Raw genomic sequence first — 25,548 nt, 5'->3', positions numbered from 1 at the left:
CCACTTCGCGCGGCGATTTGGGGGGGCGGTAATTGAGCAACGACGACATCAGGACAATGCTTCCGGACCCGCCGCCGCCTTCGCCGAAGCGCCGGGAGGCGGCGATGGGCGCAGCGATGGCGCGTTTCGACGGATCTGACGCAGCGCCGGCCACGCCGCCCGCCCGCCCGGTCCGCCCCGGCGGCTGGTGGGCCTCGATCCGGCGCCCCTATGCCGGTCCGCTCGTGGCGGCGGCGTTGATCGCGACACTTACCCTGCCTTTTGTCTGGACGGCCTATGACCAGCGCCGCCCGGCCGCCAGCGAGGAACCCGCGCCAGCTACCAACGATCCCGGCACCGAAGCGGACGTTGTCGCCGACGCCTCGTCGCCGGTTCCTGCGGTCACGCAGAAACCGTCCGAAACGATTACGGCGACCGCGCCAGCGCGTCCGGCACCCTCGCAAGGCGCCGCTCCGGCTGAAAAGCGTGTGGACTTCGCGCAGGCCGACATCGCTGCGCCACCGCCTCCAGCACCACCACCTCCGCCCCCTCCTGCTCCCCCACCCGCGGCCGCCGCTCCGGCGATGAAGGCCAGCGAAGCGGCGCCTATCGTGGTTCAGGGGCGCATGGCGCGGCGCGAAGTTCAGGACGTTCCTCTCGCCGTCTCGGCGATCGCGGCCGACGAGCGGTCGGACGACAACGGCTCGATCGTCGTCACCGGCGCAGCCCGCCGGTTGCCCGACAAGGCGGCGCGGCGCGGCGACTGGAATGCCTGCACGGTGAACGATCCCGATCGGGCGCCAGCCAAATGCACGAAGCTGGCGAGCAGCAGCAAGAAAGACGTCCGCCGGCAGGCGGAGGCCTATCTTTCGGACGGGCTGAAGCGCGCGTGGAACGGCGATCTCGACGAGGCGATCGCAGCGTTCGACCGGGCCATCGCGGTCGCGCCGAAATTATCGACCGCCTATCTCAACCGCGGCCTTGCCTATGCGCAGCAGGGCGACGACGCGCGCGCGCTCGCCGACCTCGACCGCGCGGTGCAATATTCGCCGCAATCGGCGCGCGCGCTCTACAACCGCAGCGTCCTGCTACGAAAAATCGGCAACGCCAAGCGGGCCGAAGCAGACGAGCAGCGGGCGATCGACCTCGACGCCCGCTATGAGGCCCTGCTTCGCTAGGCTTTGGCCCCGCTTATCGAGTCTGCTCGACCAACCCGCCACCCAGCGCCACATACAGCGTTACAAGATTGTCGACCTGCGCGCGGCGAAGTTCGATCAGTGCCTGTTCCGACGCGAACAGGTTACGCTCGGCGTCGAGCACCTCGAGATAGGTCGATACGCCTTCGCGGTAACGCTTGCGCGCGAGATCGGCGATGCGCCGCTGCGCGAGCGTGCCGCGCTCCTGCGCCTCGACCTGTTCGGCCAGATGGCGACGGCCGGCGAGTGCGTCGGCAACCTCGCGGAACGCCGACTGGACGGCCTTTTCATAGGTCGCGACCGCGATATTCTCACGCGCCTCGGCGACGGTCAGGTTGCCTTTGTTGCGACCGAAGTCGAAGATCGGCAGGCTGATCGAAGGGCCGAAGCTCCACGTCAGGCCGTTGTTGCTGAACAAGTTATCGAGCGAAGCCGAAGCAAAGCCGACATTGCCGGTCAGCGAAATTGACGGGAAGAAGGCGGCGCGCGCCGCGCCGACATTCGCACGCGCGGCGCGAAGCTGCTGTTCGGCCTGCAATATGTCGGGACGCGCCACGAGCAGCTCGGACGGCAAGCCCGCAGTCAGCGCAGGCGGGCGCGATTGATCGACCAGCGCCAGCGGCGCGGGCAGATTGCCGGGAACTGGGCCGCCGACCAGAACGGCCAGGAAATTGTCGGCCTGCGCCTTTGCCAGCTTCAGGCTGGCAAGCTGGGTCTCGGCCTGCGTCAGCAAGGTTTCGGACTGGCGATAGTCGAGCGCCGAGGTGACCCCGGCATCAAGCCGCAGCTTGGCGATGCGAAGCCCCTCGCGCCGGCTCGTCACGGTGGCTTCAGCAAGGACGATCTGCTCCTCGGCCCCGCGTGAGGCGAAATAGGTCGAGGCGACGTCGCGGATCAGCGACAGGCGGAACGCGCGCTCGGCCTGCTGCGTCGCGAAATACTGGCTGCGCGCCGCATTGGACAGATTCTTCACCCGTCCCCAGAAATCGAGCTCGAAGCCCGTGACCCCGACGCCGACGGTGTAGTTATTGAGTGTGTCGGGGCCCGGCGGCACCGCGAACGGCGAGAAGCTGCGGCTTCGCGTTGCCCCCGCGCTCGCGTTGACGGTCGGCAGCCGGTCGGCATCCTGGATCCGGTACAGCCCCTTCGCCTCGTCGATCCGCGCCACCGCGACCACAAGATCGCGGTTCCGCTCGAGCGCGCGCGCGACCAGCGCTTCGAGCTGCGGATCGGCAAAGAAATCGTGCCACGATATCTCGGTCGCCCGCTGACCCAGCGCCACGTCGTTCGCAAAGCCGTCAGGATAGTCGGGCGCGGTCGGGAGCGGCGGACGCGTGTCCGCCGGCGCCAGATTGACGCAGCCCGACAACATCGTCGCAGCGGCAAGAAGCAGAATCGGCTTACGCATGGTTCGGCTCCCCGTCGCGATGCTCCTCATGATGACCTTTTTCCGATGGTGCCGGCGGCCGCTTGCGGCTCAGCCATTTGCGGACCGACAGATAGAAGAGCGGGATGAAGAAGATGCCGAACAGGGTCGCAGCGATCATGCCCCCCATCACGCCGGTGCCGACGGCGCGGCGGCTGGCCGCCCCCGCCCCGCTCGCGATCACCAGCGGCACCATGCCGAGGATGAAGGCCATGCTGGTCATGATGATCGGACGCAGGCGCAGCTTAACGGCTTCCATCACCGCATCGAGCGTCGATTTGCCCTCGGCCTCCTGCTCGATCGCGAATTCGACGATCAGGATCGCGTTCTTCGCGGCGAGCCCGATGATCGTGATCAGACCGACGTTGAAATAGATGTCGGCGTTGAGCCCGCGCAGCATCGAGAAGAGCACCGCGCCGAGCACGCCGAGCGGCACGACCAGCAGCACCGCGACCGGAACCGACCAGCTTTCGTAAAGCGCGGCGAGCAGCAGGAAGACGACGACGAGCGACAGGCCGAGCAGCATGCCGATCTGCCCAGCCGACTGCTTCTCCTCATAGGAGATACCGGTCCACTCGAACGCGAAGCCGTCGGGCAGTCCCTGTGCCAGTTTCTCCATCTCGGCCATCGCCTCGCCGGTCGACTGGCCGGGCGCAGGCTCGCCCGAAATCGTCATTGCGGGATAGCCGTTATAGCGCTGGAGCTGCGGCGCCTGTGCGGTCCATTCGGCAGTGCTGAACGATCCGAACGGCACCATGCCTCCGGTCGTGCTGCGGACCTTGAGGTCGAGCACGTCCTGCGGCGTCATGCGGCTCGCGGCGTCAGCCTGGAGCAGCACGCGCAGCACGCGGCCTTCGCGGGTGAAGTCGTTGGCATAGGCACTGCCGAAGCTGATCGCGAGCGTCGCGTTGACGTCGCCGATCGACAGGCCGAGCGCGCGCGCCTTGATCCGGTCGATATCGACCTTCAGCACCGGCGCGTCCTCCTGCCCCTCGGGGCGGACATTGGCGAGCAGCTTGCTCTGCATCGCCCCGCCCAGCATCTGGTTGCGCGCGGCAAGCAGCGCGGTGCGGCCATTGCCGCCGCGATCCTGCAACTTGAAGGTAAAGCCGCTCGCGGTGCCAAGTTCGGGAATCGACGGCGGCGAGAGTGAGAAGACGAACGCCTCCTTGATCCCCATGAACGCGCCCATGGCCTTGCCGGCAATCGCGTCGGCACTGTTTTCCTTGCCCTTGCGGTCTTCCCATGGCTTCAGCGGCGTGAACATGATCGCGTTCGCCTGACCCTGCCCAAAGAAGCTGAAGCCATGGACGAGCACGGTGTTCGCAACCTGCGGCTGTTCGGCGAAGAATTTCTGCACCTCGTTCGCCGCAACATTCGTCCGCTGCGTCGTCGCGCCCGGCGGCGCCTGCACGACGGTGATCAGGAAGCCCTGATCCTCCTGCGGCAGGAACGAGCCCGGTAGCCGCGTGAACAACAGAGCGGTCACGGCGACCAGCGCGAGGAACACGCCGAGCCAGCGCAGCGGCGCCGACAACAGACGTCCGACGCCGCCCTGATAGCGGTCGGTCGTGCGCCCGAACCAGTTGTTGAAACGGCCGAAGAAGCGGTCGAGCCATTCGCCGACCGGACCCTGGCGTTTATCCTCGTCGTGCGGCTTCAGCAGCGTCGCGCAAAGCGCCGGGGTCAGCGTCAGCGCGAGCAAAGCCGAGAAGGCGATCGAGATCGCAAGCGTCAGCGAGAACTGGCGATAGATGCCGCCGGTCGAACCGGGGAAGAAGGCCATCGGGATGAACACCGCGATCAGCACCAGCGTGATACCGATGATCGCCGAGGTGATCTGCCCCATCGCCTTTACCGTCGCCTCATAGGGCGACAGATGCTCTTCGCTCATGATGCGCTCGACATTCTCGATCACCACGATCGCGTCGTCGACGAGGATGCCGATCGCCAGCACCATCCCGAACAGGGTCAGCACGTTGATCGAGAAGCCGGCCATCCAGAGGCCGAGGCACGCGCCGGCAAGCGCGATCGGGACGACAATGCTAGGAATCACGGTCGCGCGCCAGTTCTGCAGGAACAGGAACATGACGAGGAAGACGAGCACCATCGCCTCGACCAGCGTCTTCACCACCTCTTCGATCGACAGGCTGATGAAGGGCGTGGTGTCGTATGGGATCGACCAGGTGATGTCGGGCGGGAAACCCTTCGACAGCTCGTCCATCCGCGCGCGGATGCCCTCCGCCGTCGACAGCGCATTGGCGCCCGGGGTCAGCTGGACCGCAAGGCCTGCCATCGGCTTGCCGTTGAGTTCGGACGAAAAGAGATAGCTCGCAGCGCCCAGTTCGACACGACCGACATCGCCCAGCGTGACCGCCGACCCGTCGGGGTTGGCGCGCAGGATGATGCTCTCGAACTGTTCGGGCTTGGTGAAGCGGCCCTGCGTCGTGATGACGGCGTTGAGCTGCGCACCCTTGGCGAGAGGCTGGTCGCCGAGCTGGCCGCCCGGCGTCTGGCTGTTCTGTTCCTGCACCGCGGCCAGCGCCTCGGCCGGCGACAGATTATAGGATGCCAGCTTCTGCGGATCGAGCCAGATGCGCATCGCATATTCGGGCGCAAACGCCTGAACATTGCCGACGCCGTTTACGCGACGCAGTTCGTCGAGCACGCGCGTGTTGGCGAAATTATTGACCTGCATCGGGTCGGTCTTGCCGCTCTTCGACGTGATCGCGACGATCAGCAGGAAGCCCGAATTGGCCTCGGTCACCGAAATGCCCTGACGGCGGACGTCCTCGGGCAGTCGCTGCTCGACGCGGCGCAGGCGATTCTGCACCTCCATCTGCGCGGTGTCGATGTCGGTCCCCGCCTCGAAGGTCAGGGTAATCGACGCGGTACCGTTAGATTCGCTGGACGAGGCCATGTAGAGGAAGCCCTCGACCCCGTTCAGCTCCTGCTCGATGATCTGGGTGACATTCTGCTCGAGCGTCGCAGCGTCGGCGCCCGGATAGGTGACGCCGATCGTCAGCGAGGGCGGCGCGACGGTCGGATATTGCTCAACCGGAAGGCTGCGCAACGCGATGATCCCGGCGAGCAGGATGCCGATGGCGATGACCCATGAGAAGATGGGCCGGTCGATGAAAAAACGGGGGGTCATGATATCGGGCTCAGCGCTTCTGGACCGGCGTCTTGGCGGCGGGCGGTTTTGGCGCTGCCTTTCCGGCGACCCGGACCGGCTGCCCCGGCTGCACCTTCTGCAAGCCGTCGACGATCACCCTGTCGCCCGGCCTCAGGCCGTCGAGGATCGCCCACTGCCCCTGCTCCATCGTGCCCAGCTTCACCGGGCGGATCGCGGCCTTGTTCTGCGCATCGACGATCATCACCGTCGCGGCGTCGGCCGACAGCTGAACCGCGCGCTGCGGGATCAGGATGCCGTTGGGGCGCACGCCCGCCTTGATCCGCGCCCGCACGAACTGGCCGGGCAGAAGCGCGTTGGTGGCGTTCGGAAACTCGGCGCGCAGCGCGGCGGTGCCGGTCGCCTCGTCGATCGACAGGTCGAAAAAGTCGAGATGGCCGACCACAGGATAGGGCGTCCCGTCCTCGAGGATCAGTTGCACTTCGGTGCGCCCGACCGGCGGCACTTCCAGCCGTCCCGATTCCATGTCGCGGCGGATCGCCATCAGGTCCGAGCTCGACTGGCCGAAATTGACGTAAACGCGGTCGATCTGTTCGATCGTCGTCAGCAGCGTGCCCTGCGCCGCGCTGACCAGCGCGCCTTCGGTCACCTCGGCGCGCCGCGCGCGGCCGCCGATCGGTGCGGTGACGGTCGAATAGCCAAGATTGAGCCGCGCCGACTCCAGATTGGCCTGCGCCGACTGAACATCGGCCTCCGCCGTGCGCTGCGCCGCGATGGCGGCGTCATATTCCTGCTTGCCGATTGCCTGATCGGCAAGCAGCGGCTGGTAACGGCCAACGACCTGCCGCGCGTTCGCCGCGGTTGCCTGCGCGCGCGCGAGCTGCGCGCGCGCGGCGTTGACATTGGCGGTCAACTGGCGCGGGTCGATACGGAACAACGCCTTGCCCGCTGCGACGAGGCTGCCTTCCTCGAACAGGCGACGTTCGACGATCCCGTCGACGCGCGCGCGCACCTCGGCGGTGCGATAGGCCTGGACGCGGCCAGGCAGTTCGATGACGTTCGGCACCGCCTGCGTTCCCACAGTCACGATATTGACCTCGGGCGGCGGCGGCGCGGGGGGCGCTTCGGACGAGCAGGCAGCCAGCAACAAGGCCAGCGCAGCGCCGGCGGCGCTTGCAAAGGGACGGACGCGACTCATATGGACCCCTGAAATTCGGTGATTTTTTGAACTTTGCACGGACTGAACCGTTGCACATTCGATGCGTGTAATTTAGATTACAAAAAAGAGCAAGGGAGAGAAAAGCTGTTGGACGAGGATGAAGTGGCATTATGTCAAATAGATAGACAAACTCCGCGCGAACGGCGACACGAGGCGATCCTCGATGCGGCCGAGACCCTGTTCATCGAACAGGGATATGACCGGACCAGTCTGGCCGAGATCGTTCGCCGTTCGGGCGGCTCGCTTGCAACGCTTTACGAACTGTTCGGCAACAAGCAGGGCCTGCTCCACGCAATTGCCGTCCGCTGGTGCGGCGACACGATGGCGGAGCGCGCCGGCCGCAGCGCGGACTCGCGCCAGTCGCATGTCGAGACGCTGATGGATTATGTCCGCAGCGAATGCGACACATGGCGCTCGCCGCGGGCAATTGCGCTGATGCGGATGCTCGTATCCGAATGCCTTCGCGACCGCGATTTCGCGCTCCAGACCTATCGCGACCTCCACCTCCCCTTCATCGCCGAGGTGACCGAATTGTTCGCGGGCTGGGCCGAGGCGGGCGAGGTCGCAATCGACGACCCCGAGGCGACCGCGCATCTTTTCCTGTCGATCGTCTCCGGCGACACGATGCTCAGCCGCCTATTCGGGGTCGAGGACGGGATTCCCGACGAGGATCAGATCCGCTGGCGGCTGCAATCCTTCTTCATCCATTTCGGGATTCGCTAGGCCGCGCCGCCGCCCAGCGCCTGATACAGCGCAACGGAAGCCGTCAGCCGGTCGGTACGAAGCTGGATCAGCGCCAGATCGACCGCCAGCAGCGCGCGCTGCGCGTCGATCTGTTCCAGATAGGGCGAATAGCCGGCGCGATAGCGGTTCGTCGCGTGGCGCAGCACTTCGGCGACCGCGGCGCGCTGCGCGAGCAAGGCCTGCTCCTGGGCGCCGAGCCGGTCGATCAAGGCCAATTGGTCGTCGACCTCGCGAAAAGCGGTGAGCACCGTCTTGCGATAGGCGAAGGCGGCCTGATCGCGCTGCGCGGTTGCCGCGTCGAATTGCCCCTGCAACCGCCCGCCCTGAAAGATCGGCGCCAATATGCTGCCGCCGATCGACCAGATGCTGATCGGATCGCCCAGCAACGACGAAATCGCCGCGCCGCCGGAGGCGGAAAGCCGGATCTGAGGCAGAAATTGCGCGCGCGCGGCGCGCAGATTGGCGTCGCTCGCGGCGAGCGCATATTCGGCCTGCGCAATGTCGGGGCGGCGGCGCAGCAGCTCGGACGGCATCACGGCGGGCACCAGCGGCGTCGTCAGCCCAGCGAACGCCGCGCCGCGTGCGATCGCGTGCGGCGCGTCACCCACCAACAGCGACAGCGCATTCTCCTGCCGTGTGATAGCCGCCTCGATCGCCGGTATCTGTTGCTCGGTCGCGCGATATTCGGCCTCCGACTGCTGGAGCTCGAGCTGCGAAGTATAGCCCGCCTCGGCGCGGTCGCGCGCGATGCGCAGCGCCTCGCCGCGCGAGACGAGCGTTTCCTTCAGCAGTTCGCGCCGCTGGTCGAGCGCGAGCAACGCGATATAGCTGCTCGCGGTCGCGGCGCTGACCGACAGCATCGCCGATTCATGCGCCGCCGCGACCGCCGCCGCATTGTCGCGCGCCGCGTCCCGCCGCGCCGCATTGCCGCCGAACAGATCGACCTCATAGGCCGCCTGAAATAGCGGCTGCGCCGACGTGCTTTCGCTCGGCTGGCCAAAGGCGTTGACGCTGCGCGCCTCCGACACCGGAACGCTTGCCGACAGGGTCGGGAGCAGCAGCGAGCGCGCAACGCGTATCTGCGCACGCGCCTCGGCGACGCGGGCGGCAGCGATCGCCAGATCATTGTTGTTCGCGCGCGCCTGCTCGACCAGCGCGCTGAGCTGCGGATCGCCGAAGCGCGCCCACCAAGCGGCATCGATATCGCCCTCGCTCGACACCGGCGTGCGCCAGTCGGCGGGCGGTACGACCGCGCTCGCCTCGGGGCGCGGCGTCATCGCCGGCACGCAGGCGCCCAGCAACAGCGGCAAAAGAAGCGCGGCGCGTCTCACCGGTCGCCATCCGTATAGACGGTAGCGACGACCGACATGCCCGGCCCCAGCCGCGCGGCCAGCTTCTGCGCCGGATCGATGCGGATGCGCACAGCGATCCGCTGCGGCACCTTCACGAAATTTCCCGACCCGGTGTCGGGCTTGATGACGCTGAACTCGCTGCCCGCCGCCGGGGCGACGCTTTCGACCGTGCCTTTCAGCTCGGCACCGCCGAGCGCGTCGATCCGCATCCGCGCCTTCTGTCCGACGCGGATGTTCGCGGTCTGCGATTCCTTGAAGTTGGCGACGACCCAATGCGTTTCGGGCACCAGATACATCAGCTGCGTCCCGGGATTGACGAGCTGCCCGACGCGGACCGACACCTCGCTCAGCCGGCCCGATCGCGGCGCGCGGATTACCGTGCGGCCAAGGTCGATGTCGGCAAGCCCACGCGCGGCCTTTGCATTCTCGACCCCGGCTTCCAGCCCGCTGCGGCCGACAGTCACCGATCGCACCTGTTCGAGCGCGATCTGTCGCTGCGCCTGCGCCTGCCGGACGGCCGCCTCCGCCTGACGCAACGCGGCAAGCGTCTGGTCGCGCTCGCGCAGCGACACCGACCCCGCATCGACCAGCTCACTGACGCGCCGCATGTCGGCCTGTGCACGCTGGAGCTGCGCGTTGGCATTGGCGACGGCCGCATCCTGAAGCTGCACCTGCGCCTCGGCCGAGCGCTGGCTTTGCTGGCTGTTGCTAAGGCTGGCGTTCTGCGCCGCGATGCTTGCCTCGCCCTGCGCGACCCGCTGCTTGTAGATGCTGTCGTCGATCCGCGCGAGCACCTGCCCCGCCGACACCCGCTCGAAATCCTGCACCAGCACTTCGGTGACATAGCCGCCGACCTGCGGTGCGATGATCGTCGTCTGTCCGCGGATATAGGCGTTGTCGGTCGTCTGGCTGTCGGGACGGAAGGGAGGCAGGCCCCACGCATAGAGAATGGCCAGCGCGCCCGCGAGAATGATCGCGCCGAACAGAATGATCCGTCCGCGCGACTGTGGCGGCTTCCACCCCTCGGGCGGTGGACCGAGCTGATCATCGGGCGTGAGCTCGGGTTCCGCAGGCGGAGGCGCTGGTGCAGGCACGCGCGCCGCTTTCGGGGCGGCGGCTGCCGCGGTCTGCGGCGTTTCCGGTGCGTCCGGCTTGTCTTCGCTCATTGATTTTGCGCCCTCATCTTCTGCAATGCTTCCAGCTCTTTCGCGAGCGGGTTGAAACCGCGCTGCCGGTCGCGCGCCCAGCGCACGAACAGCAATATGAACGCCAGCGCCGACAGCGTGCCGATCACGAAAAAGACGTCGTTGAACGCCAGGATCGTCGCCTCGCGCGCCGCCTCGCGCACGACCTGCGACCCCGCGACCGCGTTCCGCAGCACGGGATCGGTCATCTGGCCGGTCAGCGCCCCGGCGAGGCTGTTGATCCCCTGCGCCACCGCCGGATCGTTGGTCGAAATGCCCTGCCCCAGCGTCATCAGATGGGCCTTGGTGCGCAGCGTGTGGAACGCCGAAAGTCCGGCGACGCCGATCAGCCCGCCGAGCGTCTGCGACAGGGTGAATACCCCGAGGAAGCTGACCATATAGGAAGGACCGTTGCTCAACGCCCGGAGCAATCCCTCCATCATCATCGGCCCCATGAAATAGACCGCAGCAAAGGCGATCGCGGCCTGCGAAAAATAGAGGTTCGTTGGCCCCGTTCGCAGCCCCGAATGGGTATCGAGAAACGCCCCGACCGTGATCACCGCGAGCGACACCAGCACCGGCCGGCGCAGATCGGTCGGGTCGAGACGCAGGATGGCAAGGATCGCGCCCGCCAGCGTCGCGCCGGTCAGCACCCAATAATAGGAAACGAGTTGATCGTTCACGAGGCCGATCGCCGAAAGCAGCCCCGACGCGCCGAAATTCTGCTCTGACGTCAGGACGCGCACCAGCGCGCCGGTCAGCGCGAACTGGACCAGCGCGGCGCTGCCCATCCAGCGCGTCTGGAGCATCGGGTTCTTGCGGTTATGTTCGATCAGAAAGGCCGCGCCGATCAGCACCACCGACGCTGCAAGCGCGCCGCCGAGCCAGGGCGTCGACCACCACTGGATGCGTCCCTGCACCAGAAAGGCGCAGAGCAGCCCGACCCCGACCGCGAGCATCGGAAAGGTCAGGAGGTCAAGCTTCTCGAACGCCTTCGTCGTCTCGCCCGGCGGGACCTGCAGGATGAAGACCAGCCCGACCGCGACGAGCGACAGCGCGAACTGGAAATCGAACAGGTGCGACACGTCGCCATCGGCAAGCAGCATGGGCGAAAACGCCCGTGCCAAGGGGACCGCGATCTGCGTCAGCCCGATCGCGAGCAGGAAGCCCGCGATACGCTTTTCCGCCGGCAGTCCCTGCATCAGATAAAAGGCCGCGAGCGTCGTCAGCCCGCTCGCCGCAATCCCCGACACGCCGCGCGCGATGAGCTCCATCCGGTAACCCGCGTCGAACAGCTGCAGGAAGTTCGCAACGAGCAGCGCGATCATGATCGCCCGCACGAAGCGCTGGATGCCGAACTGCTGGCGCGATTTGTAGAGCAGGATGCTCATGCACGCGTTCGTCATATTATAGGCGACGGTCACCCATCCGCCTTCGGCGGGCGTCAGATCCATATGGCCCTGGATCGTCGTCAGGTTCGCGATCAGCAGACCGTTGGTGAGGCCACCGACGATGGCGAGATAGACGCCGATCAGGAAATAGCAGACCTTGCGGAGCACCGGATGGTCGGGCGACGCCGGCGAGCCCGGCATGAACGGCCGCTCATGCGGTTTGAAGACATAATCGCCCGGCCGGGCAGCGGTGGGCGGCGCTTCAGCCATGCGAGTCGGCCCCGGTTCCCTGAACGCTTTTCCACGCTTTCCGGATGATGGGTTCGCTCGGCATCGTGCGCCGCACAATATGCGCCGCAACAGGATGCGGAAACCCTTTTCGGTATCGTTACCTATGCAGCCGCGCTGGCAAGGTCGCCGCGCGCGTGGCGGAACACGTCGATACTGCCCCATATCGCGAGCGCCGCCATGATCGCCGCGACGAGCAGGTCGGGCCAGCCCTGCCCCGTCCCGAACACACCAAGCGCCGCGGCGATCACCGCGACGTTGCCGATCGCGTCATTGCGCGAGCAGATCCAGACCGAACGCATGTTCGCATCGCCCGTGCGCCAGCGATAAAGCATCAGCGCGACAACGACGTTGGAGACGAGCGCCAGCGCACCGATCAACCCCATCGTCTCGGCCTGCGGCGCGGTGCCGACGATGAAGCCCCAGACAGCCGAAGCGAAGACCCAGAGCCCGAACGCCAGCATCGTCGCCGCCTTGAGCAGCGCCGCGCGTGCGCGCCAGCTCAGCGCCATTCCGGCAACGCCGAGGCTGATCGCATAATTGGCGCTGTCACCCAGAAAATCGAGCGCATCGGCCTGCAGCGCGCGCGAATCCGCGGCCACGCCCGCAACGATCTCGACCCCGAACATCGCGGCGTTGATGATCAGCGCGATCCACAGCACGCGCCGCCACTTCGGGTCATTGAGGGCGGTCTTGCCACTCTTTCCGTCACAGCATTGATCGGCCATCGCCGAAATCTCCTTGGTTCTCCGAGTCGATCTCTTATATGCAGTCTGTAGCAACTACAGGGTCAAGCGATGAAGATCGGCGAATTGTCGCGTGCCACCGGCACCAATATCGAAACCATCCGCTATTACGAACGGATCGGCCTCCTCCCTGCCCCCGCGCGCACCGACTCCAATTACCGAAGCTATGGTGGCGAGCACCGCTCGCGGCTGAGCTTCGTGCGCCATTCGCGCGATCTGGGGTTCACGATCGAGGAAATCCGGTCGCTGCTCGATCTGTCGGATCATCCCGATCGCGACTGCAGCGAGGCGGACGACATCGCGACGCGCCATCTGGAACAGGTCGAGGAAAAGATTGCGCAGCTTAGCGCCCTTCGCGACGAACTCGCGCGTATCATCGGCCGCTGCCGCGGCGGCCTCGCCGGCGACTGCCGCGTGATCGAGGCGCTGGGCGACCATGGCCAATGCGAAGGCCGGCACTAGAATTCAGGGAAGGTGGGACGATTCTGTTGCCCGGCTCGTCCCCAGCCGCTGGTATCCGATTCTGTTGCCCGGTTCGGTCCGAACCGCGTTCTATTTGAATAACCTTAGGCCGTGAGGCTTATCGGTTACGCAGCCAGAGCGAGTGCTTCGTTATCGTTAGCACTTATAGGTTTGAGCCTTGAACGGGTTACTCAGCCCGGGCAAAAACATCGTCTTTGAACACACGTCGATCCTGGTTCGGCCCCGTCAGAAACCCGTATCCCCATCAAGGAAACGCGGGTTTGTGGTGGAGCCGCCGGGTACTGCCCCCGGGTCCGCTGTGTCTATTCCACGACACCATTTATCACCATAGCCGGTCGAAACCGGCACGACCCATATAGGAAGCCCGCCCGCGCTTGGAAAGAGCGCGGGCGGGCCATTCATCCCTTCAGGGGATCAAATCCCTATTTCTTGCGCAATTCGTCGCGGATTTCGGTGAGGATATCGACTTCACTCGGGCCGGCGGGCGCATCGGCAGCCCTGCGGGTCACGCGGTTCACCATCTTCACGAGCAGGAAGATGACCCACGCCAGAATCAGGAAGTTGATCACCGCGGTGATGAAGGCGCCATAGCCGATCATCGCAACGCCGGCCTTCTTCAGCGCGGCATAGTCGGTCGCGGCGATGCCGTCGGGAACGCTGCCGAGCAGGATGAACTTGCTCGAAAAATCGACCCCGCCGAAAATCCAGCCGACCAGCGGCATGATCAGATCGGCGGTCAGCGAGGTGGTGATCGTCGCAAAAGCACCGCCGATGATCACACCGACCGCAAGGTCCATCACATTGCCCTTGGCGATAAATTCCCTGAATTCGCTCAACATCTTGCTGCTCCCCGGATGATCTATTCCGTGCGCCGACCGTGCCGCGACGATTGCGCAAAGGCAAGTGCGATCCTATTATGTGTATTGTTGCGGCAAAACGCCGCGCAAGGGAGCATTGATGACCATGACCTATCGTTCCGCCCGTTGGCTGATTGTCCCGGTTGCCGCACTGTCGCTGTCCGCCTGCGGTATCAACAGCGTTCCCACCAAGGAAGAGGCCGCGAAAGCCAAGTGGGCCAATGTCGAGGCCGCCTATCAGCGCCGCGCCGACCTGATCCCCAACCTCGTCGAAACTGCCAAGGGCGCCTCGAAGATCGAGCAGTCGACGCTGGAAGGCGTCATTCAGGCCCGCGCCTCGGCGACGCAGGTCAAACTCAGCACTGACGACCTCAACGACCCGGCAAAGGTCCAAGCCTTCCAGCAAGCGCAGGGCGGCGTATCCAGCGCGCTCGGCCGCCTTCTCGTCAGCGTCGAGGCCTATCCCGACCTCAAGAGCCAAGCGCGCTTCGCCGACCTGATGACGCAGCTCGAAGGCACCGAGAACCGGATCAATGTCACCGTTCAGGATTATAACGCCGCGGTGCAGGACTATAATACGACGATCCGCACCTTCCCCGACATCATCGGCGCCAAGATCGTCCATGGGGCCAAGCCGATGACCCCCTACAAGGCGATCACCCCCAACGCGAACGTCGCGCCGAAAGTCGACTTCGGTCAGTAAAGTGCGTCCTATCGTCTTGTTGCGCCCGCTGGCGACGGCCGCCCTTTCCGGGCTGCTGTTGCTGGCGGCGCCAGCCGCCGCACAGACCTTTCCCAAGCTGACCGGCCGCGTCGTCGATCAGGCGGACATCATTCCGCCGGTCGAGGAAGCCAATCTCGACATCCAGCTCGAACAGCTGGAAAAGACGACCGGCCACCAGCTCGTCGTCGCGACGGTGACCAGCCTCGATGGCAATGACATTTCCGACTATGGCTATCGCTTGGGCCGCGACTGGAAGATTGGCGGCAAGGAGAATAACGACGGCGTCGTCTTCCTGATCGCGCCGAACGAACGACGCATGAACATTTCGGTCGGCTATGGCCTCGAACCCGTGCTGACCGACGCGCTGTCGGGACGGATCATCCGCGATGTCGTGACCCCGAAGTTCAAGGCGGGCGACATGCCCGGCGGTATCCAGGATGGCGTCAATGCGATCGCGCAGCAGATCCAGTTGCCGCCCGAGGAAGCCGCCGCGCGCGCGGCAGCAGCCGACAAGGCCGAGCGCGACCGCGCCGACGACGGCAATATCGGCGGCCTCTTCTTCATCGGCTTCATCGTCTTTTTCTTTTTCCTCCTGCCGATGCTTTCGGCCTTCGGGCGGCGCGGCAAGAAGCACCGCCGGAACCGCCCGTGGGGCGGCGCGCCGATCATCATCTGGGGCGATAACGACTGGGGCGGCGGTTCGGGCGGAGGCTGGGGCGGCGGTTCCTCATGGGGCGGCGGCGGCGGATCGAGCTGGGGCGGTGGCGGCGGCTTTTCGGGCGGCGGTGGCAGTTTCGGCGGCGGCGGCGCCTCGGGCGGCTGGTAGGGGGAACGGGCCATGAAAGTCAGTCACGTCAGCGAAGCCGATCATGATCTCGTCACCGCGGCGGTCGCCGCGGCCGAGGCGCATACCAGCGGCGAGATCGTCACCGTCATCGCCGCGCAGTCGAACGATTATGACGATGTCGCGCTCGTCTGGGCCAGCGTCATTGCCTTTCTTGCGATGTCGGTCGTCGCGCTGTTCCCAGATTTCTATCAGGGCCTTTATTACCGTATCACCGGCGGCTGGGGGCATGAACTGGCGGCCAACCAGTGGCTCGGCACCGTCATTGCGGTCGGCGTCCTGAAATGGATCGGCGTGTGGCTGATCCTGCTCTGGCGTCCCTTGCGCCTGTGGCTGACCCCGCGCGCGATCCTTGCCGGCCGCGTCCGCGCCCGCGCGATCGACCTGTTCAAGGTCGGCACCGAGGCGAAGACGCTGGGGCGCACCGGCATCCTCCTTTATGTCAGCCTGCGCGAGCATCGTGCCGACATCGTCGCCGACGAGGCGATCGCGGCCAAGGTCGCGCCCGAGGTCTGGGGCGACGCGATGGCGGCACTGGTCGATCTGGTCCGCCGCGGCAAGCCCGGCGAAGGCATGGCCGAGGCGGTGCGCCAGATGGGCATCGTGCTGGCCGAGCATTTTCCGCGCGGCAGCGAAAATCCGAACGAACTGCCCGACCGCCTGATCGAACTATAAAGGAAGACCATGCCCGTCCCCTCGCCCGACACCCCCATCGAGACGCGGTGGGAAGGCCGCTTCATCACGGTCAAACAGCAGGGGACGTGGGAATATGTCTCGCGCTCGCGCGGCATCCACGCCGCAGTGATCCTCGCGATCGACGACGCCGCCGACGGACGCCATGTCCTGTTGGTCGAGCAATATCGCGTTCCGCTGAAGGTCCGCTGCCTCGAATTGCCTGCCGGGCTGGTCGGCGACGACACCGCGGGCGAAGCGTCGGAGATCGCGGCGCAGCGCGAGCTGGAGGAAGAAACCGGCTATCACGCCGCCGAATGGCAGACAGTCGGCGAATTCTACAGCTCGCCCGGCATGGTCAGCGAAAGCTTCACGCTGCTCGTTGCGAAAGGCCTGACCAGGATCGGCGAAGGCGGCGGGGTCGATGGCGAGGATATCACCGTCCACCGCGTGCCACTGACAGGCATTGCGGATTTCATCGCCGCGAAGCGCGCCGAAGGCTGCGGCATCGACGTCCGCGTCGCGATGCTGTTGGTGGGGGGATTACTCGCCTAGCGCGCGCCAAAGCGCCAGCGGAGCAGCGGCCGCGCGAGCGCCAGCCCCGCCAGGAAACCGCCGATATGCGCCCAGATCGCGATCGCGCCGAACCCGCCGCCGCCCGAGAGACCCAGCGCGATCTGAATCAAAATCCATGCCGCCGCGAGCCATAGCGCGCGCACCCAATGCGCGGGGATCGGCCCGATGGCCGAGGTTTTCGTGCGGCTGAAGATCAGCGCGAAAACGGCGACAAGCGCCGAGATCGCGCCGCTTGCGCCGATCATCGGGACCGCCGACTGCGGATCGGCCAGAAACTGCGCGAGCGCGCCGGCATAGGCCCCGAGAAGCAACAGCACCGCGATCGCCTTGCTGCCGAGCGGCGCCTCGAGCTGGCGGCCGATATACAGCAGCATGACCATGTTGAAGATCAGGTGCAGCCACCCGCCATGCAGGAAGGCGGAGGTCAGCGGCGTCAGCGCGAAGGGAACCATCGCGCCGGGCGGCAGGATCAGGTCGGCCCCGAACCGCCCGGGAACGAAGCCCGCGCGCACAATGGCATCGACCTGATAGCCGGTGATCCAGAGCAGGATGAACAGAACCACGCACAGCAGCGCATAGCCGGTGACCAGCGGCGCATCCTGCGGCTTCATCGCACGTTCTCCGCGATCAGACGAATTCGATCTTCGTCACCAGATAATATTTGTCGCCCGCCGGCACGGTCACCTCGACCTCGTCGTCGACCTTGCGGCCGATCAGCGCACGGCCGAGCGGCGAATTGTAACTGATCTTGCCGTCCTTGGCGTCTGCCTCGGCTTGCCCGACGATCTGGTAGCGCACCGGCTTGTCGTCTTCGTCGGCCAGCGTCACCGTCGCACCGAACACGATGCGGTCGCCCGACAGCGTCGTCGGGTCGATGACCTGCGCACGCGACAGCCGGTCTTCAAGGTCGCCGATCGTCGCCTCGACCTGCCCCTGACGTTCCTTTGCGGCGTGATATTCGGCATTTTCCGAAAGGTCGCCGTGCGCGCGCGCTTCCTCGATCGCATCGACGATCAGAGGGCGTTCGGCCTTGAGAGTCGCGAGCTGGGTGCTCAGCTTCTCATAGCCTTCCTGCAGCATCGGAACCTTTTCAACGCTTGCCATTATCCTGTTGTCCTTCGTCAATATTTCCCCGCCAGCGAAAATCTCGCCGTGCGGGCCAAGCCGCTGTTTCCGTCAATGTGGGGAGATGGAGCGGTCGATCAATAATAGTCCTGCAGCGGCTTTACTTCAAGACTATGCGCGCGCAGTGCCCCGATCGCGTGGGTCGCGGCATCACTTCCCGCGGCGGTCGTGTAATAGGCAACGTCAGCCGCGAGCGCCGAGGCCCGGATCGACTGCGAATCCTGCAGCGACTGCCAGCCTTCGGTCGTGTTGAAGATCAGTTGCACATCGCCGTCCTTGATCCGGTCGACGATATGCGGCCTTCCTTCGGCGACCTTGTTCACGCGCTCGACCTCGATCCCCTGCTCGGCCAGATAGTCAGCGGTGCCGCCGGTCGCGACGACCTTCCAACCCCAGGCGCGAAGCTGCCTCACCGCGTCGATGATGCGCGGCTTGTCGCTGTCCTTGACCGATACGAACAGCCGCCCGTCGGTCGGCAGGCGGTCACCCGCGCCAAGCTGCGCCTTCGCGAAAGCGAGGTTGAAATTGCTGTCGATTCCCATGACTTCGCCCGTGGACTTCATCTCGGGTGACAGCACGGGATCGGTGCCGGGGAAGCGCGCGAAGGGGAAGACCGCTTCCTTCACCGCGACATGCGCGATGTCGCGGTTGATCTTCGGCAGATCGGCCAGCTTTTCGCCCGCCATCACGCGCGCCGCGATCTTGGCGATGGGCGAGCCCACCGCCTTGGCGACGAAGGGCACTGTGCGGCTGGCGCGCGGATTGACCTCGATCAGATAGACCTCGTCGCCCTTGACCGCGAACTGGATGTTCATCAGCCCGCGAACGCCCAGCGCACGGGCAAGCGCATCGGTCTGACGTTCGATCTCGGCGATGATGTCAGCTGACAGGCTGTACGGCGGGATCGAGCAGGCGCTGTCGCCCGAATGGACCCCGGCTTCCTCGATATGCTGAAGCACGCCCGCGACCACAACATCGGTGCCGTCGCACAGCGCGTCGACGTCGACCTCGATCGCATCGCGCAGATAGCGGTCGATCAGCACGGGCGAGTCGCCGGACACCTGCACCGCAGTCTCGATATAATGTTCGAGCTGCGCCTGATCGTCGACGATCTCCATCGCGCGGCCGCCGAGCACATAGCTCGGGCGGGTCAGCACGGGATACCCGATGCGCGCCGCGACCGCGACGGCTTCCTCGCGGCTGCGCGCGATGCCGTTCTCGGGCTGCTTGAGGCCGAGCTTGTTGACGAGCGCGGCAAAGCGCTCGCGGTCTTCGGCCAAATCGATCGCATCGGGCGAGGTGCCGAGGATCGGGATGCCGGCATCGGACAGCGCCTGCGCCAGCTTCAGCGGCGTCTGGCCGCCGAACTGGACGATCACGCCGACAAGCGTGCCGTTCTGCTGCTCGACGTGCAGGATTTCCAACACATCCTCTGCGGTCAGCGGTTCAAAATAGAGGCGGTCCGACGTGTCATAGTCGGTCGACACCGTCTCCGGGTTGCAGTTGACCATGATCGTTTCATAGCCCGCCTCTTCAAGCGCGAAGCAGGCATGGCAGCAGCAATAATCGAACTCGATCCCCTGCCCGATCCGGTTCGGACCGCCGCCGAGAATGACGATCTTGTTGCGGTCGCTCGGGTTCGCCTCATTCTCCGCCTCGCCAAAGGTCGGCGCTTCATAGGTCGAATAAAGATAGGGCGTCTGCGCCTGGAACTCGGCGGCGCAGGTGTCGATCATCTTGAACACGGGGCGCACGCCGAGCTTGTGGCGCAACGCGCGCACTTCGGTCTCGGTGACCCCGCCGGTCATTGCCTTCACGGCTTCGTGGATCAGGCCCGAACCGCGAGCGGTGGCGCGGCGGGTGCCGGGGTGAAGGTTCGCCGACTGGAGCGCCAGATAAGCAAGGCGCTTGTCGGAGAAGCCCATGGCTTTCAGCTTGCGCAGCCCTTCGGCGTCGCGCGGCAGGCCGTTCGCCATCACCTCATTCTCGGCCGCAACGATCTCCGCGATGCGTTCGAGGAACCACATGTCATAGCCCGCGACGCGGTTGATCTCGGCGAGCGGCAGCCCCTCGCGGATCGCCTGCGCCGTGTTGAGCAGCCGGTCGGGGGTGCGCTGCGCGAGTTCGCTGCGAAGCTGGTCGTGGCTCGCGCCGACGAGGCGGTCGACGAAGTTGAAGCCGCTAAGCCCCGTCTCCAGCCCGCGCAGCGCCTTCTGCATCGATTCATGGATCGTGCGGCCGATCGCCATTACCTCGCCAACCGATTTCATCGCGGTCGACAGCGTCGCCTCGGCGCCCTTGAACTTCTCGAAGGCAAAGCGCGGGATCTTGGTGACGACATAGTCGATCGTCGGTTCGAACGACGCCGGGGTCACCCCGGTGATGTCGTTCATGATCTCGTCGAGCGTGTAGCCGACCGCGAGCTTTGCCGCGACCTTGGCGATCGGGAAGCCTGTCGCCTTCGACGCGAGCGCCGACGAGCGCGACACGCGCGGGTTCATCTCGATCACGATCAGGCGGCCATCCTTCGGATTGACCGCGAACTGGACGTTCGAACCGCCTGTTTCGACGCCGATTTCACGCAGCACCGCGATGCTCGCGTTGCGCATGATCTGATATTCCTTGTCGGTCAGCGTCAACGCCGGCGCGACGGTGATGCTGTCGCCGGTATGCACGCCCATCGGATCGACATTCTCGATCGAGCAGATGATGATGCAATTGTCCTTGCGGTCGCGCACCACCTCCATCTCGAACTCCTTCCAGCCGAGGAGCGATTCCTCGATCAGGACTTCGGTGGTGGGCGAGGCGATGAGGCCGCCGCGGACGATATGCTCGAACTCCTCGCGGTTATACGCAATGCCGCCGCCCGTGCCGCCGAGCGTGAAGGACGGACGGATGATCGAGGGCAGCCCGGTGCGTTCGAGAATCTTCAGCGCTTCGTCGAGCGTATGCGCGACGCCGCTGCGCGCGCTTTCGAGCCCGATCTTGTCCATCGCATCGCGGAACTTCTGCCGGTCTTCGGCCTTGTCGATCGCCTCGGCATCGGCGCCGATCATCTCGACGCCGAACTTCGCCAGCGTGCCATCCTGCGCGAGCGCGAGCGCGGTGTTGAGCGCGGTCTGCCCGCCCATCGTCGGCAGCACCGCGTCAGGGCGCTCCTTCGCGATGATCTTCGCGACGATCTCGGGCGTGATCGGCTCGACATAAGTCGCGTCGGCGAGGTCGGGATCGGTCATGATCGTCGCCGGATTGGAGTTGACGAGGACGATGCGATAGCCCTCCTCCTTCAGCGCCTTGATCGCCTGCGTCCCCGAATAGTCGAACTCGCACGCCTGACCGATAACGATCGGGCCTGCGCCGATGACGAGGATGGATTGGATGTCGGTTCTTTTGGGCATTATCAGGACTGCTTCTTTTCAAGAAAAACGGCTTCGACCATCCAAGGCAACTGGCGCTGATCGATCTCGAAATCGGTAAAATATTTGCATTCTGGATTCGGACTTTTCGGCGGCGACCGAAATGCGTGGTTGAATGACTTTACGATAGTTTCTTTAGAGGAACCCGGCTTTAGGCGGACGAAAACGTCAATCGATTGGGTATATTTCCTCTCATATTTCCGAGAAAAGCAGTCTCCCAAAAACGTCATCATTAATCCGTCGTCGGTCCGTTCCACGCTAAAGGGCGCATCATAGTGCTTCGCGCTACACAAAGGCTGACCATCGGCGCCGACACGGTCCGCTGGGCAAGAAACCCTCCATTGGGCTCGTAGCACCGGCACAGAGCCAGCAATCTTCTGCTCCTGCTGAACAACTTCCGCGGGCGCATTCTGCATGAGCATGAATGCCGCGAGGCTGTTCAAAACAAGACTCACTTCAGCCCACCCACAAACTTCTCGAACAGATAGAAACTATCCTGCGGCCCCGGGCTCGCCTCGGGATGATATTGCACGCTGAAGGCGTTCTTGCCCGTGATCGCGATCCCGCAGTTCGATCCATCGAACAGGCTCTTGTGCGTTTCGACCACACCCGCGGGCAGCGTCGATGCGTCGACCGCGAAGCCGTGGTTCATGCTGGTGATCTCGACCACGCCGTCGGCGAAGTCGCCGCCGACGCGCTGCACCGGATGGTTCGCGCCGCGGTGGCCCTGATGCATCTTCACCGTCTTCGCGCCCGCCGCAATGCCGAGCAATTGGTGGCCGAGGCAGATGCCGAAGATCGGCACATTGCGTTCGAGCAGCCCCTTGATCACCGGCACCGCATATTCGCCCGTCGCCGCCGGATCGCCGGGGCCGTTCGACAGGAACACGCCCGCGGGGCGCAGCGCGACGATCTCTTCCAGGCTGGTTTTCGCGGGCACCACCGTGACGCGCGCGCCGGCCCTTACGAGGTTGCGGAAGATATTGTCCTTCGCGCCATAATCGACCGCGACGACATGCGGCGCGGGATCGCCCTCGCGTTTGTGGTCCGACACGTCATAGCCCGAACCCAGATGCCATACGCCTGCGTCCCAGCTGCCCTGCCGTTCGCGCGTGACCGTCTTGGCGAGGTCCATGCCCTCCAGCCCCGGCCAGCCCTGCGCAAGCATCAGCAGCTTGTCGAGATCGAACTTGCCCTCGGGGCTGTGGGCGACAACGCCGGTCGGCGCACCGCCGTCGCGAATGCGGCGCGTCAGCGCGCGCGTGTCGATGCCCGCAAGCCCGATCAGGCCCTGCGCCGCCATCCATTCGGGCAGCGTCTGGACGCTGCGAAAGCTGCTCGGCGCGGTCGGCAGCTCGCGCGTGATGCACCCGATCGCGGCGCGCTTTTCGCGCTCCATATCCTCGGGGTTCGCGCCGACATTGCCGATGTGCGGAAACGTAAAGGTGATGATCTGCCCGGCATAGCTCGGATCGGTCAGGATTTCTTGGTATCCGGTCATCGAGGTGTTGAAACAGATCTCGCCCACGCCCGCACCGGCGGCGCCATAGCCCACGCCCCACAGCACGGTGCCATCGGCAAGGACAAGAACGCCGGTAGCGCCGGAAGGCTGCTTTGCGGGCGCGGCAGAGGGGTTGGCAGGTGCCATTCAACATGCTCCGGACGGGGGGCTAAACGGCCGACCAAGTAGGAGGCAAAAAAGTGATTCACAAGCTATCGGATTTGGAATCTTGCCGCTAGAGAGGGCCTTTCCGAAATTTGCAGCGCATGGGGACACGCATGATTCGTGACGACATCAAGGCTGCGCAGGTTGCCGCCATGAAGAGCGGCGACAAGGCGCGCCTGGGCACCATCCGGCTGATGCTGGCCAAGATCAAGGACAAGGATATCGAGCTGCGCACCGGCACCGCGCCGGCCGACGACGATGTGCTCGTCACCGACGTCCTTCAGAAAATGGTCAAGCAGCGCCGCGAATCGATCACCATGTTCGAACAGGGCGGCCGCCAGGAGCTCGCCGATATCGAGGCGGGCGAAGTCGCCGTCATCGAGGATTTCCTGCCCGCACAGCTTTCGGACGACGAAGCGACCGCTGCGATCAAGGCGATCGTGACCGAACTGGGCGCCGACAGCCTGAAAGATATGGGCAAGGTGATGGCCGCGGTGAAGGACCGGCTCGGCTCGCAGCTCGACATGAGCAAGGCGTCGGGCTGGGTGAAGGCGGCCCTCTCCTGAGCCCCGCCCTCCCCGCCTGCTTGCGGGCGGGTGCTGGCAGGGGCATATCGACGATATGACCCTGACCCCGCAATGGCTGGACGAACTGCGCGCGCGGATCACGCTGTCGACCCTCATCGGGCGGACGGTGAAGGTCACCCGCGCCGGGCGCGAGTATAAGGCGTGCTGCCCCTTCCATAACGAAAAGACGCCCAGCTTCACGATCAACGACGAAAAGGGCTTCTACCACTGCTTCGGATGCAGCGCCCATGGCGATGCGATCCGCTGGATGACCGATCAGCGCGGCCTGTCGTTCATGGATGCGGTCAAGGAACTCGCGGCCGAAGCCGGAATGGAGGTTCCCGCTGCCGACCCGCGGGCGGCGAAGAAGGCCGAGGAGCAGGCGAGCCTCCGCGATGTGACGCAAGGCGCCGCGGAGTGGTTCACGCAGCAACTCGACAGCAGCAATGGGGCGCCTGCGCGCGAGTACCTCAGGAAGCGCGGCATTTCGGATGCGACGCGCAAGGCTTTCGGCTTCGGCCTCGCGCCCGAGAGCCGCAGCGCGCTCAAGGAAGCGCTCAAGAGATTCCCGACCGCAATGCTCGTCGAGTCAGGCATGCTCATCGCGGTCGATGACAAGGAGCCCTACGACCGCTTCCGTGGCCGCCTGATGATCCCGATCCGCGATGCGCGCGGGCGCGTGATCGCTTTCGGCGGGCGCATCCTCGGCGACGGCGAACCCAAATATCTGAATTCGCCCGACACCCCGCTCTTCGACAAGGGGCGCACGCTCTATAACCTCGACAAGGCCTCGCCCGCGTCGCGCCAGACCGACCGTATCATCGTCGTCGAAGGCTATATGGACGTCATCGCGCTCGCCGAGGCGGGGATCGCCGATGCCGTCGCGCCGCTGGGCACCGCGCTGACCGAGAACCAGATCGGGATGATCTGGCGGATGGTGCCGGTGCCAGTGCTCTGCTTCGACGGCGACAATGCCGGCCAGAAGGCGGCGATGCGCGCCGCGATGCGCGCGCTGCCGCTATTGCGCCCTGGCTTCAGCCTGTCCTTCGCGACCCTGCCCACCGGGCAGGATCCCGACGACATCGTTCGCGCTCGCGGCGCTGCGGGCTTCGTCGAGATTCTTGCGGACGCCCAGCCGCTCGTCGAACGCCTCTGGGCGCATGAGGTCGCCGCCGGTCCGCTTTCCACGCCCGAAGAGCGCGCCGCACTCAAGACCCGCTTGCTCGCCCACGCCGACGCGATTCAGGACGCCGACGTCCGCCACCATTATCGCGAGGCGTTCCGCGAAAGACTCGACACGCTGTTCGCACGGCAACGCCCCGAACGCGGCCCGCGCGTACCGTGGGCGCCGCAACCGCAGCGCGGCGGCCGCCGCTTCCAGCCCGACCCGCGACTCCAGCCGCCCGCCGACGAAACGCGCGCGCTTAGCCAGTCGGGCATCGCAACCCCCTATGCCGCCGCCCTGATCGGCGGATTGCTCCGCTTTCCGGAAGCGATCCGGCGCCATGAGGACGAGCTTTTTCGCCTCCATATCCCCGATTCCGGCGACGCCGAACTGCTTGGCGCGATACTTGACATCGCAAATGCCCAAGAAGGGCTTGATTGCGAGGGGTTGCTTGCCATATTGAAGCCAATGAAAGTGTATAATAGGGCGATGACATTGCTCAGAGCCGACGGAATGCACTTCTCGTTCAATCGAAGGCTCGAAGGCGAAGGGGCTGATGCAGCACGCGAAGTCGCGCTGCGCGACCTCGACGAATATATCGGCGTGCTGGTTTCCCAGCCCGAAATCCGCGCCCGGCTCGCAGAGGCCACCGCGGACTTTCAGCGCACGATGGACGACGAAGGCCTGGCACGCCAACAACGATTGCGTGCGATGGACGAGGAACTGACCCGCCGCCTGGCCGCGCTGTCCGACAGCAGCCAGTAACGACCATTTGATGCCCCAAGGCAGGAACAAC

22 protein-coding genes and 1 other RNA gene are annotated in these 25,548 nt (G+C 65.3%); 9 read left to right on the top strand and 14 right to left on the bottom strand.

What is annotated here, in order from left to right; genetic code table 11:
- Window positions 1-32 precede the first annotated feature (32 nt).
- Window positions 33-1,157, top strand: coding sequence for a tetratricopeptide repeat protein (locus tag ACQY80_RS13610; protein ID WP_428680625.1), 1,125 nt, complete (start codon window positions 33-35; stop codon window positions 1,155-1,157).
- Between the two features lie 13 nt (window positions 1,158-1,170).
- Here ACQY80_RS13610 and ACQY80_RS13605 read toward each other — a convergent pair whose 3' ends face one another.
- Genes ACQY80_RS13605 through ACQY80_RS13595 form a run of 3 tightly spaced genes read right to left on the bottom strand, consistent with a single transcriptional unit; the run spans window position 1,171 to window position 6,932 of the window.
- Window positions 1,171-2,583 (bottom strand): efflux transporter outer membrane subunit, encoded by a 1,413-nt coding sequence (locus ACQY80_RS13605; protein WP_428680622.1) that lies wholly within the window; start codon window positions 2,581-2,583, stop codon window positions 1,171-1,173.
- On the bottom strand, window positions 2,576-5,755 hold the full coding sequence (locus ACQY80_RS13600; RefSeq protein WP_428680619.1) for a multidrug efflux RND transporter permease subunit: 3,180 nt from the start codon (window positions 5,753-5,755) through the stop codon (window positions 2,576-2,578). Before ACQY80_RS13600 ends, ACQY80_RS13605 begins: the two co-directional genes overlap by 8 nt.
- 10 nt (window positions 5,756-5,765) lie before the next feature.
- Window positions 5,766-6,932 (bottom strand): efflux RND transporter periplasmic adaptor subunit, encoded by a 1,167-nt coding sequence (locus ACQY80_RS13595; protein WP_428680616.1) that lies wholly within the window; start codon window positions 6,930-6,932, stop codon window positions 5,766-5,768.
- A gap of 108 nt (window positions 6,933-7,040) precedes the next feature.
- Between ACQY80_RS13595 and ACQY80_RS13590 the strand changes: the two genes are divergently transcribed.
- Window positions 7,041-7,676: a TetR/AcrR family transcriptional regulator gene (locus ACQY80_RS13590; RefSeq protein WP_428680613.1), complete on the top strand. Its 636-nt coding sequence runs from the start codon at window positions 7,041-7,043 to the stop codon at window positions 7,674-7,676.
- Here the strand turns inward: ACQY80_RS13590 and ACQY80_RS13585 are convergent.
- The 4 genes from ACQY80_RS13585 to ACQY80_RS13570 form a co-directional block, all read right to left on the bottom strand.
- Window positions 7,673-8,974 (bottom strand): efflux transporter outer membrane subunit, encoded by a 1,302-nt coding sequence (locus ACQY80_RS13585; protein WP_428685872.1) that lies wholly within the window; start codon window positions 8,972-8,974, stop codon window positions 7,673-7,675. The two genes, ACQY80_RS13590 and ACQY80_RS13585, sit on opposite strands and share 4 nt — an antisense overlap.
- A 50-nt stretch (window positions 8,975-9,024) precedes the next feature.
- The gene (locus tag ACQY80_RS13580; protein ID WP_428680610.1) at window positions 9,025-10,215 is read right to left on the bottom strand and encodes an HlyD family secretion protein; all 1,191 of its coding nucleotides are present in this window, start codon (window positions 10,213-10,215) and stop codon (window positions 9,025-9,027) included.
- On the bottom strand, window positions 10,212-11,894 hold the full coding sequence (locus ACQY80_RS13575; RefSeq protein WP_428680607.1) for an MFS transporter: 1,683 nt from the start codon (window positions 11,892-11,894) through the stop codon (window positions 10,212-10,214). Before ACQY80_RS13575 ends, ACQY80_RS13580 begins: the two co-directional genes overlap by 4 nt.
- Window positions 11,895-12,016: 122 nt before the next feature.
- Window positions 12,017-12,640, bottom strand: a complete 624-nt coding sequence (locus ACQY80_RS13570; RefSeq protein ID WP_428680604.1) for a cation transporter — start codon at window positions 12,638-12,640, stop codon at window positions 12,017-12,019.
- Window positions 12,641-12,709: 69 nt separating this feature from the next.
- On the opposite strand from ACQY80_RS13570, the gene ACQY80_RS13565 reads away from it, so the two are divergent.
- On the top strand, window positions 12,710-13,120 hold the full coding sequence (locus tag ACQY80_RS13565; RefSeq protein ID WP_428680601.1) for a MerR family transcriptional regulator: 411 nt from the start codon (window positions 12,710-12,712) through the stop codon (window positions 13,118-13,120).
- 50 nt (window positions 13,121-13,170) lie between these two features.
- On the opposite strand, the gene ssrA is transcribed toward ACQY80_RS13565, so the two are convergent.
- Window positions 13,171-13,526: a transfer-messenger RNA gene (gene ssrA / locus ACQY80_RS13560) on the bottom strand.
- A gap of 37 nt (window positions 13,527-13,563) precedes the next feature.
- Complete coding sequence (gene mscL / locus ACQY80_RS13555) at window positions 13,564-13,980, bottom strand: large conductance mechanosensitive channel protein MscL (RefSeq protein ID WP_428680598.1); 417 nt, start codon at window positions 13,978-13,980, stop codon at window positions 13,564-13,566.
- Window positions 13,981-14,098: 118 nt separating this feature from the next.
- Between mscL and ACQY80_RS13550 the strand changes: the two genes are divergently transcribed.
- The 4 genes from ACQY80_RS13550 to ACQY80_RS13535 are packed head-to-tail and all read left to right on the top strand — an operon-like array spanning window position 14,099 to window position 16,793.
- A complete protein-coding gene (locus ACQY80_RS13550) occupies window positions 14,099-14,701 on the top strand; it encodes a LemA family protein (RefSeq protein ID WP_428680595.1) in 603 nt (200 codons plus the stop codon).
- Between the two features lie 10 nt (window positions 14,702-14,711).
- On the top strand, window positions 14,712-15,548 hold the full coding sequence (locus tag ACQY80_RS13545; RefSeq protein WP_428685870.1) for a TPM domain-containing protein: 837 nt from the start codon (window positions 14,712-14,714) through the stop codon (window positions 15,546-15,548).
- A gap of 12 nt (window positions 15,549-15,560) precedes the next feature.
- Entirely contained in the window at window positions 15,561-16,241 is a 681-nt protein-coding gene (locus ACQY80_RS13540; RefSeq protein WP_428680592.1) for a TPM domain-containing protein, read from the top strand.
- Between the two features lie 9 nt (window positions 16,242-16,250).
- Window positions 16,251-16,793 carry an NUDIX hydrolase gene (locus tag ACQY80_RS13535; protein ID WP_428680589.1) on the top strand — a complete coding sequence of 181 codons (543 nt, stop codon included), beginning with the start codon at window positions 16,251-16,253 and terminating at the stop codon, window positions 16,791-16,793.
- Here the strand turns inward: ACQY80_RS13535 and ACQY80_RS13530 are convergent.
- From ACQY80_RS13530 to carA, 5 genes are all read right to left on the bottom strand, one after another.
- Window positions 16,790-17,425 carry a rhomboid family intramembrane serine protease gene (locus ACQY80_RS13530; protein WP_428680586.1) on the bottom strand — a complete coding sequence of 212 codons (636 nt, stop codon included), beginning with the start codon at window positions 17,423-17,425 and terminating at the stop codon, window positions 16,790-16,792. The genes ACQY80_RS13535 and ACQY80_RS13530 overlap by 4 nt on opposite strands.
- A 16-nt stretch (window positions 17,426-17,441) precedes the next feature.
- Window positions 17,442-17,918 carry a transcription elongation factor GreA gene (gene greA / locus ACQY80_RS13525; protein WP_428680583.1) on the bottom strand — a complete coding sequence of 159 codons (477 nt, stop codon included), beginning with the start codon at window positions 17,916-17,918 and terminating at the stop codon, window positions 17,442-17,444.
- A 98-nt stretch (window positions 17,919-18,016) separates the two neighbouring features.
- Window positions 18,017-21,337, bottom strand: a complete 3,321-nt coding sequence (gene carB, locus ACQY80_RS13520; RefSeq protein WP_428680580.1) for a carbamoyl-phosphate synthase large subunit — start codon at window positions 21,335-21,337, stop codon at window positions 18,017-18,019.
- A 2-nt stretch (window positions 21,338-21,339) separates the two neighbouring features.
- The gene (locus ACQY80_RS13515; protein WP_428680577.1) at window positions 21,340-21,798 is read right to left on the bottom strand and encodes a hypothetical protein; all 459 of its coding nucleotides are present in this window, start codon (window positions 21,796-21,798) and stop codon (window positions 21,340-21,342) included.
- An 8-nt stretch (window positions 21,799-21,806) separates the two neighbouring features.
- Window positions 21,807-23,003: a glutamine-hydrolyzing carbamoyl-phosphate synthase small subunit gene (gene carA, locus ACQY80_RS13510; RefSeq protein WP_428680574.1), complete on the bottom strand. Its 1,197-nt coding sequence runs from the start codon at window positions 23,001-23,003 to the stop codon at window positions 21,807-21,809.
- Between the two features lie 131 nt (window positions 23,004-23,134).
- On the opposite strand from carA, the gene ACQY80_RS13505 reads away from it, so the two are divergent.
- On the top strand, window positions 23,135-23,587 hold the full coding sequence (locus tag ACQY80_RS13505; protein WP_428680571.1) for a GatB/YqeY domain-containing protein: 453 nt from the start codon (window positions 23,135-23,137) through the stop codon (window positions 23,585-23,587).
- Between the two features lie 55 nt (window positions 23,588-23,642).
- On the top strand, window positions 23,643-25,517 hold the full coding sequence (dnaG, locus tag ACQY80_RS13500; protein ID WP_428680568.1) for a DNA primase: 1,875 nt from the start codon (window positions 23,643-23,645) through the stop codon (window positions 25,515-25,517).
- Window positions 25,518-25,548: the final 31 nt, after the last annotated feature.

This window comes from Sphingopyxis sp. (assembly GCF_965279755.1).
Lineage (GTDB): Bacteria > Pseudomonadota > Alphaproteobacteria > Sphingomonadales > Sphingomonadaceae > Sphingopyxis.
This window is presented reverse-complemented; position numbering and strand designations above follow the sequence as displayed.

What these genes read in the sequence shown, in the direction of transcription:
- ACQY80_RS13605 (WP_428680622.1), bottom strand. Translation starts at nt 2,583, where the DNA reads ATGCGTAAGCCGATTCTGCTTCTTGCCGCTGCGACGATGTTGTCGGGC.
- ACQY80_RS13600 (WP_428680619.1), bottom strand. Translation starts at nt 5,755, where the DNA reads ATGACCCCCCGTTTTTTCATCGACCGGCCCATCTTCTCATGGGTCATC.
- ACQY80_RS13595 (WP_428680616.1), bottom strand. Translation starts at nt 6,932, where the DNA reads ATGAGTCGCGTCCGTCCCTTTGCAAGCGCCGCCGGCGCTGCGCTGGCC.
- ACQY80_RS13585 (WP_428685872.1), bottom strand. Translation starts at nt 8,974, where the DNA reads ATGACGCCGCGCCCCGAGGCGAGCGCGGTCGTACCGCCCGCCGACTGG.
- ACQY80_RS13580 (WP_428680610.1), bottom strand. Translation starts at nt 10,215, where the DNA reads ATGAGCGAAGACAAGCCGGACGCACCGGAAACGCCGCAGACCGCGGCA.
- ACQY80_RS13575 (WP_428680607.1), bottom strand. Translation starts at nt 11,894, where the DNA reads ATGGCTGAAGCGCCGCCCACCGCTGCCCGGCCGGGCGATTATGTCTTC.
- ACQY80_RS13570 (WP_428680604.1), bottom strand. Translation starts at nt 12,640, where the DNA reads ATGGCCGATCAATGCTGTGACGGAAAGAGTGGCAAGACCGCCCTCAAT.
- ACQY80_RS13565 (WP_428680601.1), top strand. Translation starts at nt 12,710, where the DNA reads ATGAAGATCGGCGAATTGTCGCGTGCCACCGGCACCAATATCGAAACC.
- mscL (WP_428680598.1), bottom strand. Translation starts at nt 13,980, where the DNA reads ATGTTGAGCGAATTCAGGGAATTTATCGCCAAGGGCAATGTGATGGAC.
- ACQY80_RS13550 (WP_428680595.1), top strand. Translation starts at nt 14,099, where the DNA reads ATGACCATGACCTATCGTTCCGCCCGTTGGCTGATTGTCCCGGTTGCC.
- ACQY80_RS13540 (WP_428680592.1), top strand. Translation starts at nt 15,561, where the DNA reads ATGAAAGTCAGTCACGTCAGCGAAGCCGATCATGATCTCGTCACCGCG.
- ACQY80_RS13535 (WP_428680589.1), top strand. Translation starts at nt 16,251, where the DNA reads ATGCCCGTCCCCTCGCCCGACACCCCCATCGAGACGCGGTGGGAAGGC.
- ACQY80_RS13530 (WP_428680586.1), bottom strand. Translation starts at nt 17,425, where the DNA reads ATGAAGCCGCAGGATGCGCCGCTGGTCACCGGCTATGCGCTGCTGTGC.
- greA (WP_428680583.1), bottom strand. Translation starts at nt 17,918, where the DNA reads ATGGCAAGCGTTGAAAAGGTTCCGATGCTGCAGGAAGGCTATGAGAAG.
- carB (WP_428680580.1), bottom strand. Translation starts at nt 21,337, where the DNA reads ATGCCCAAAAGAACCGACATCCAATCCATCCTCGTCATCGGCGCAGGC.
- carA (WP_428680574.1), bottom strand. Translation starts at nt 23,003, where the DNA reads ATGGCACCTGCCAACCCCTCTGCCGCGCCCGCAAAGCAGCCTTCCGGC.
- ACQY80_RS13505 (WP_428680571.1), top strand. Translation starts at nt 23,135, where the DNA reads ATGATTCGTGACGACATCAAGGCTGCGCAGGTTGCCGCCATGAAGAGC.
- dnaG (WP_428680568.1), top strand. Translation starts at nt 23,643, where the DNA reads ATGACCCTGACCCCGCAATGGCTGGACGAACTGCGCGCGCGGATCACG.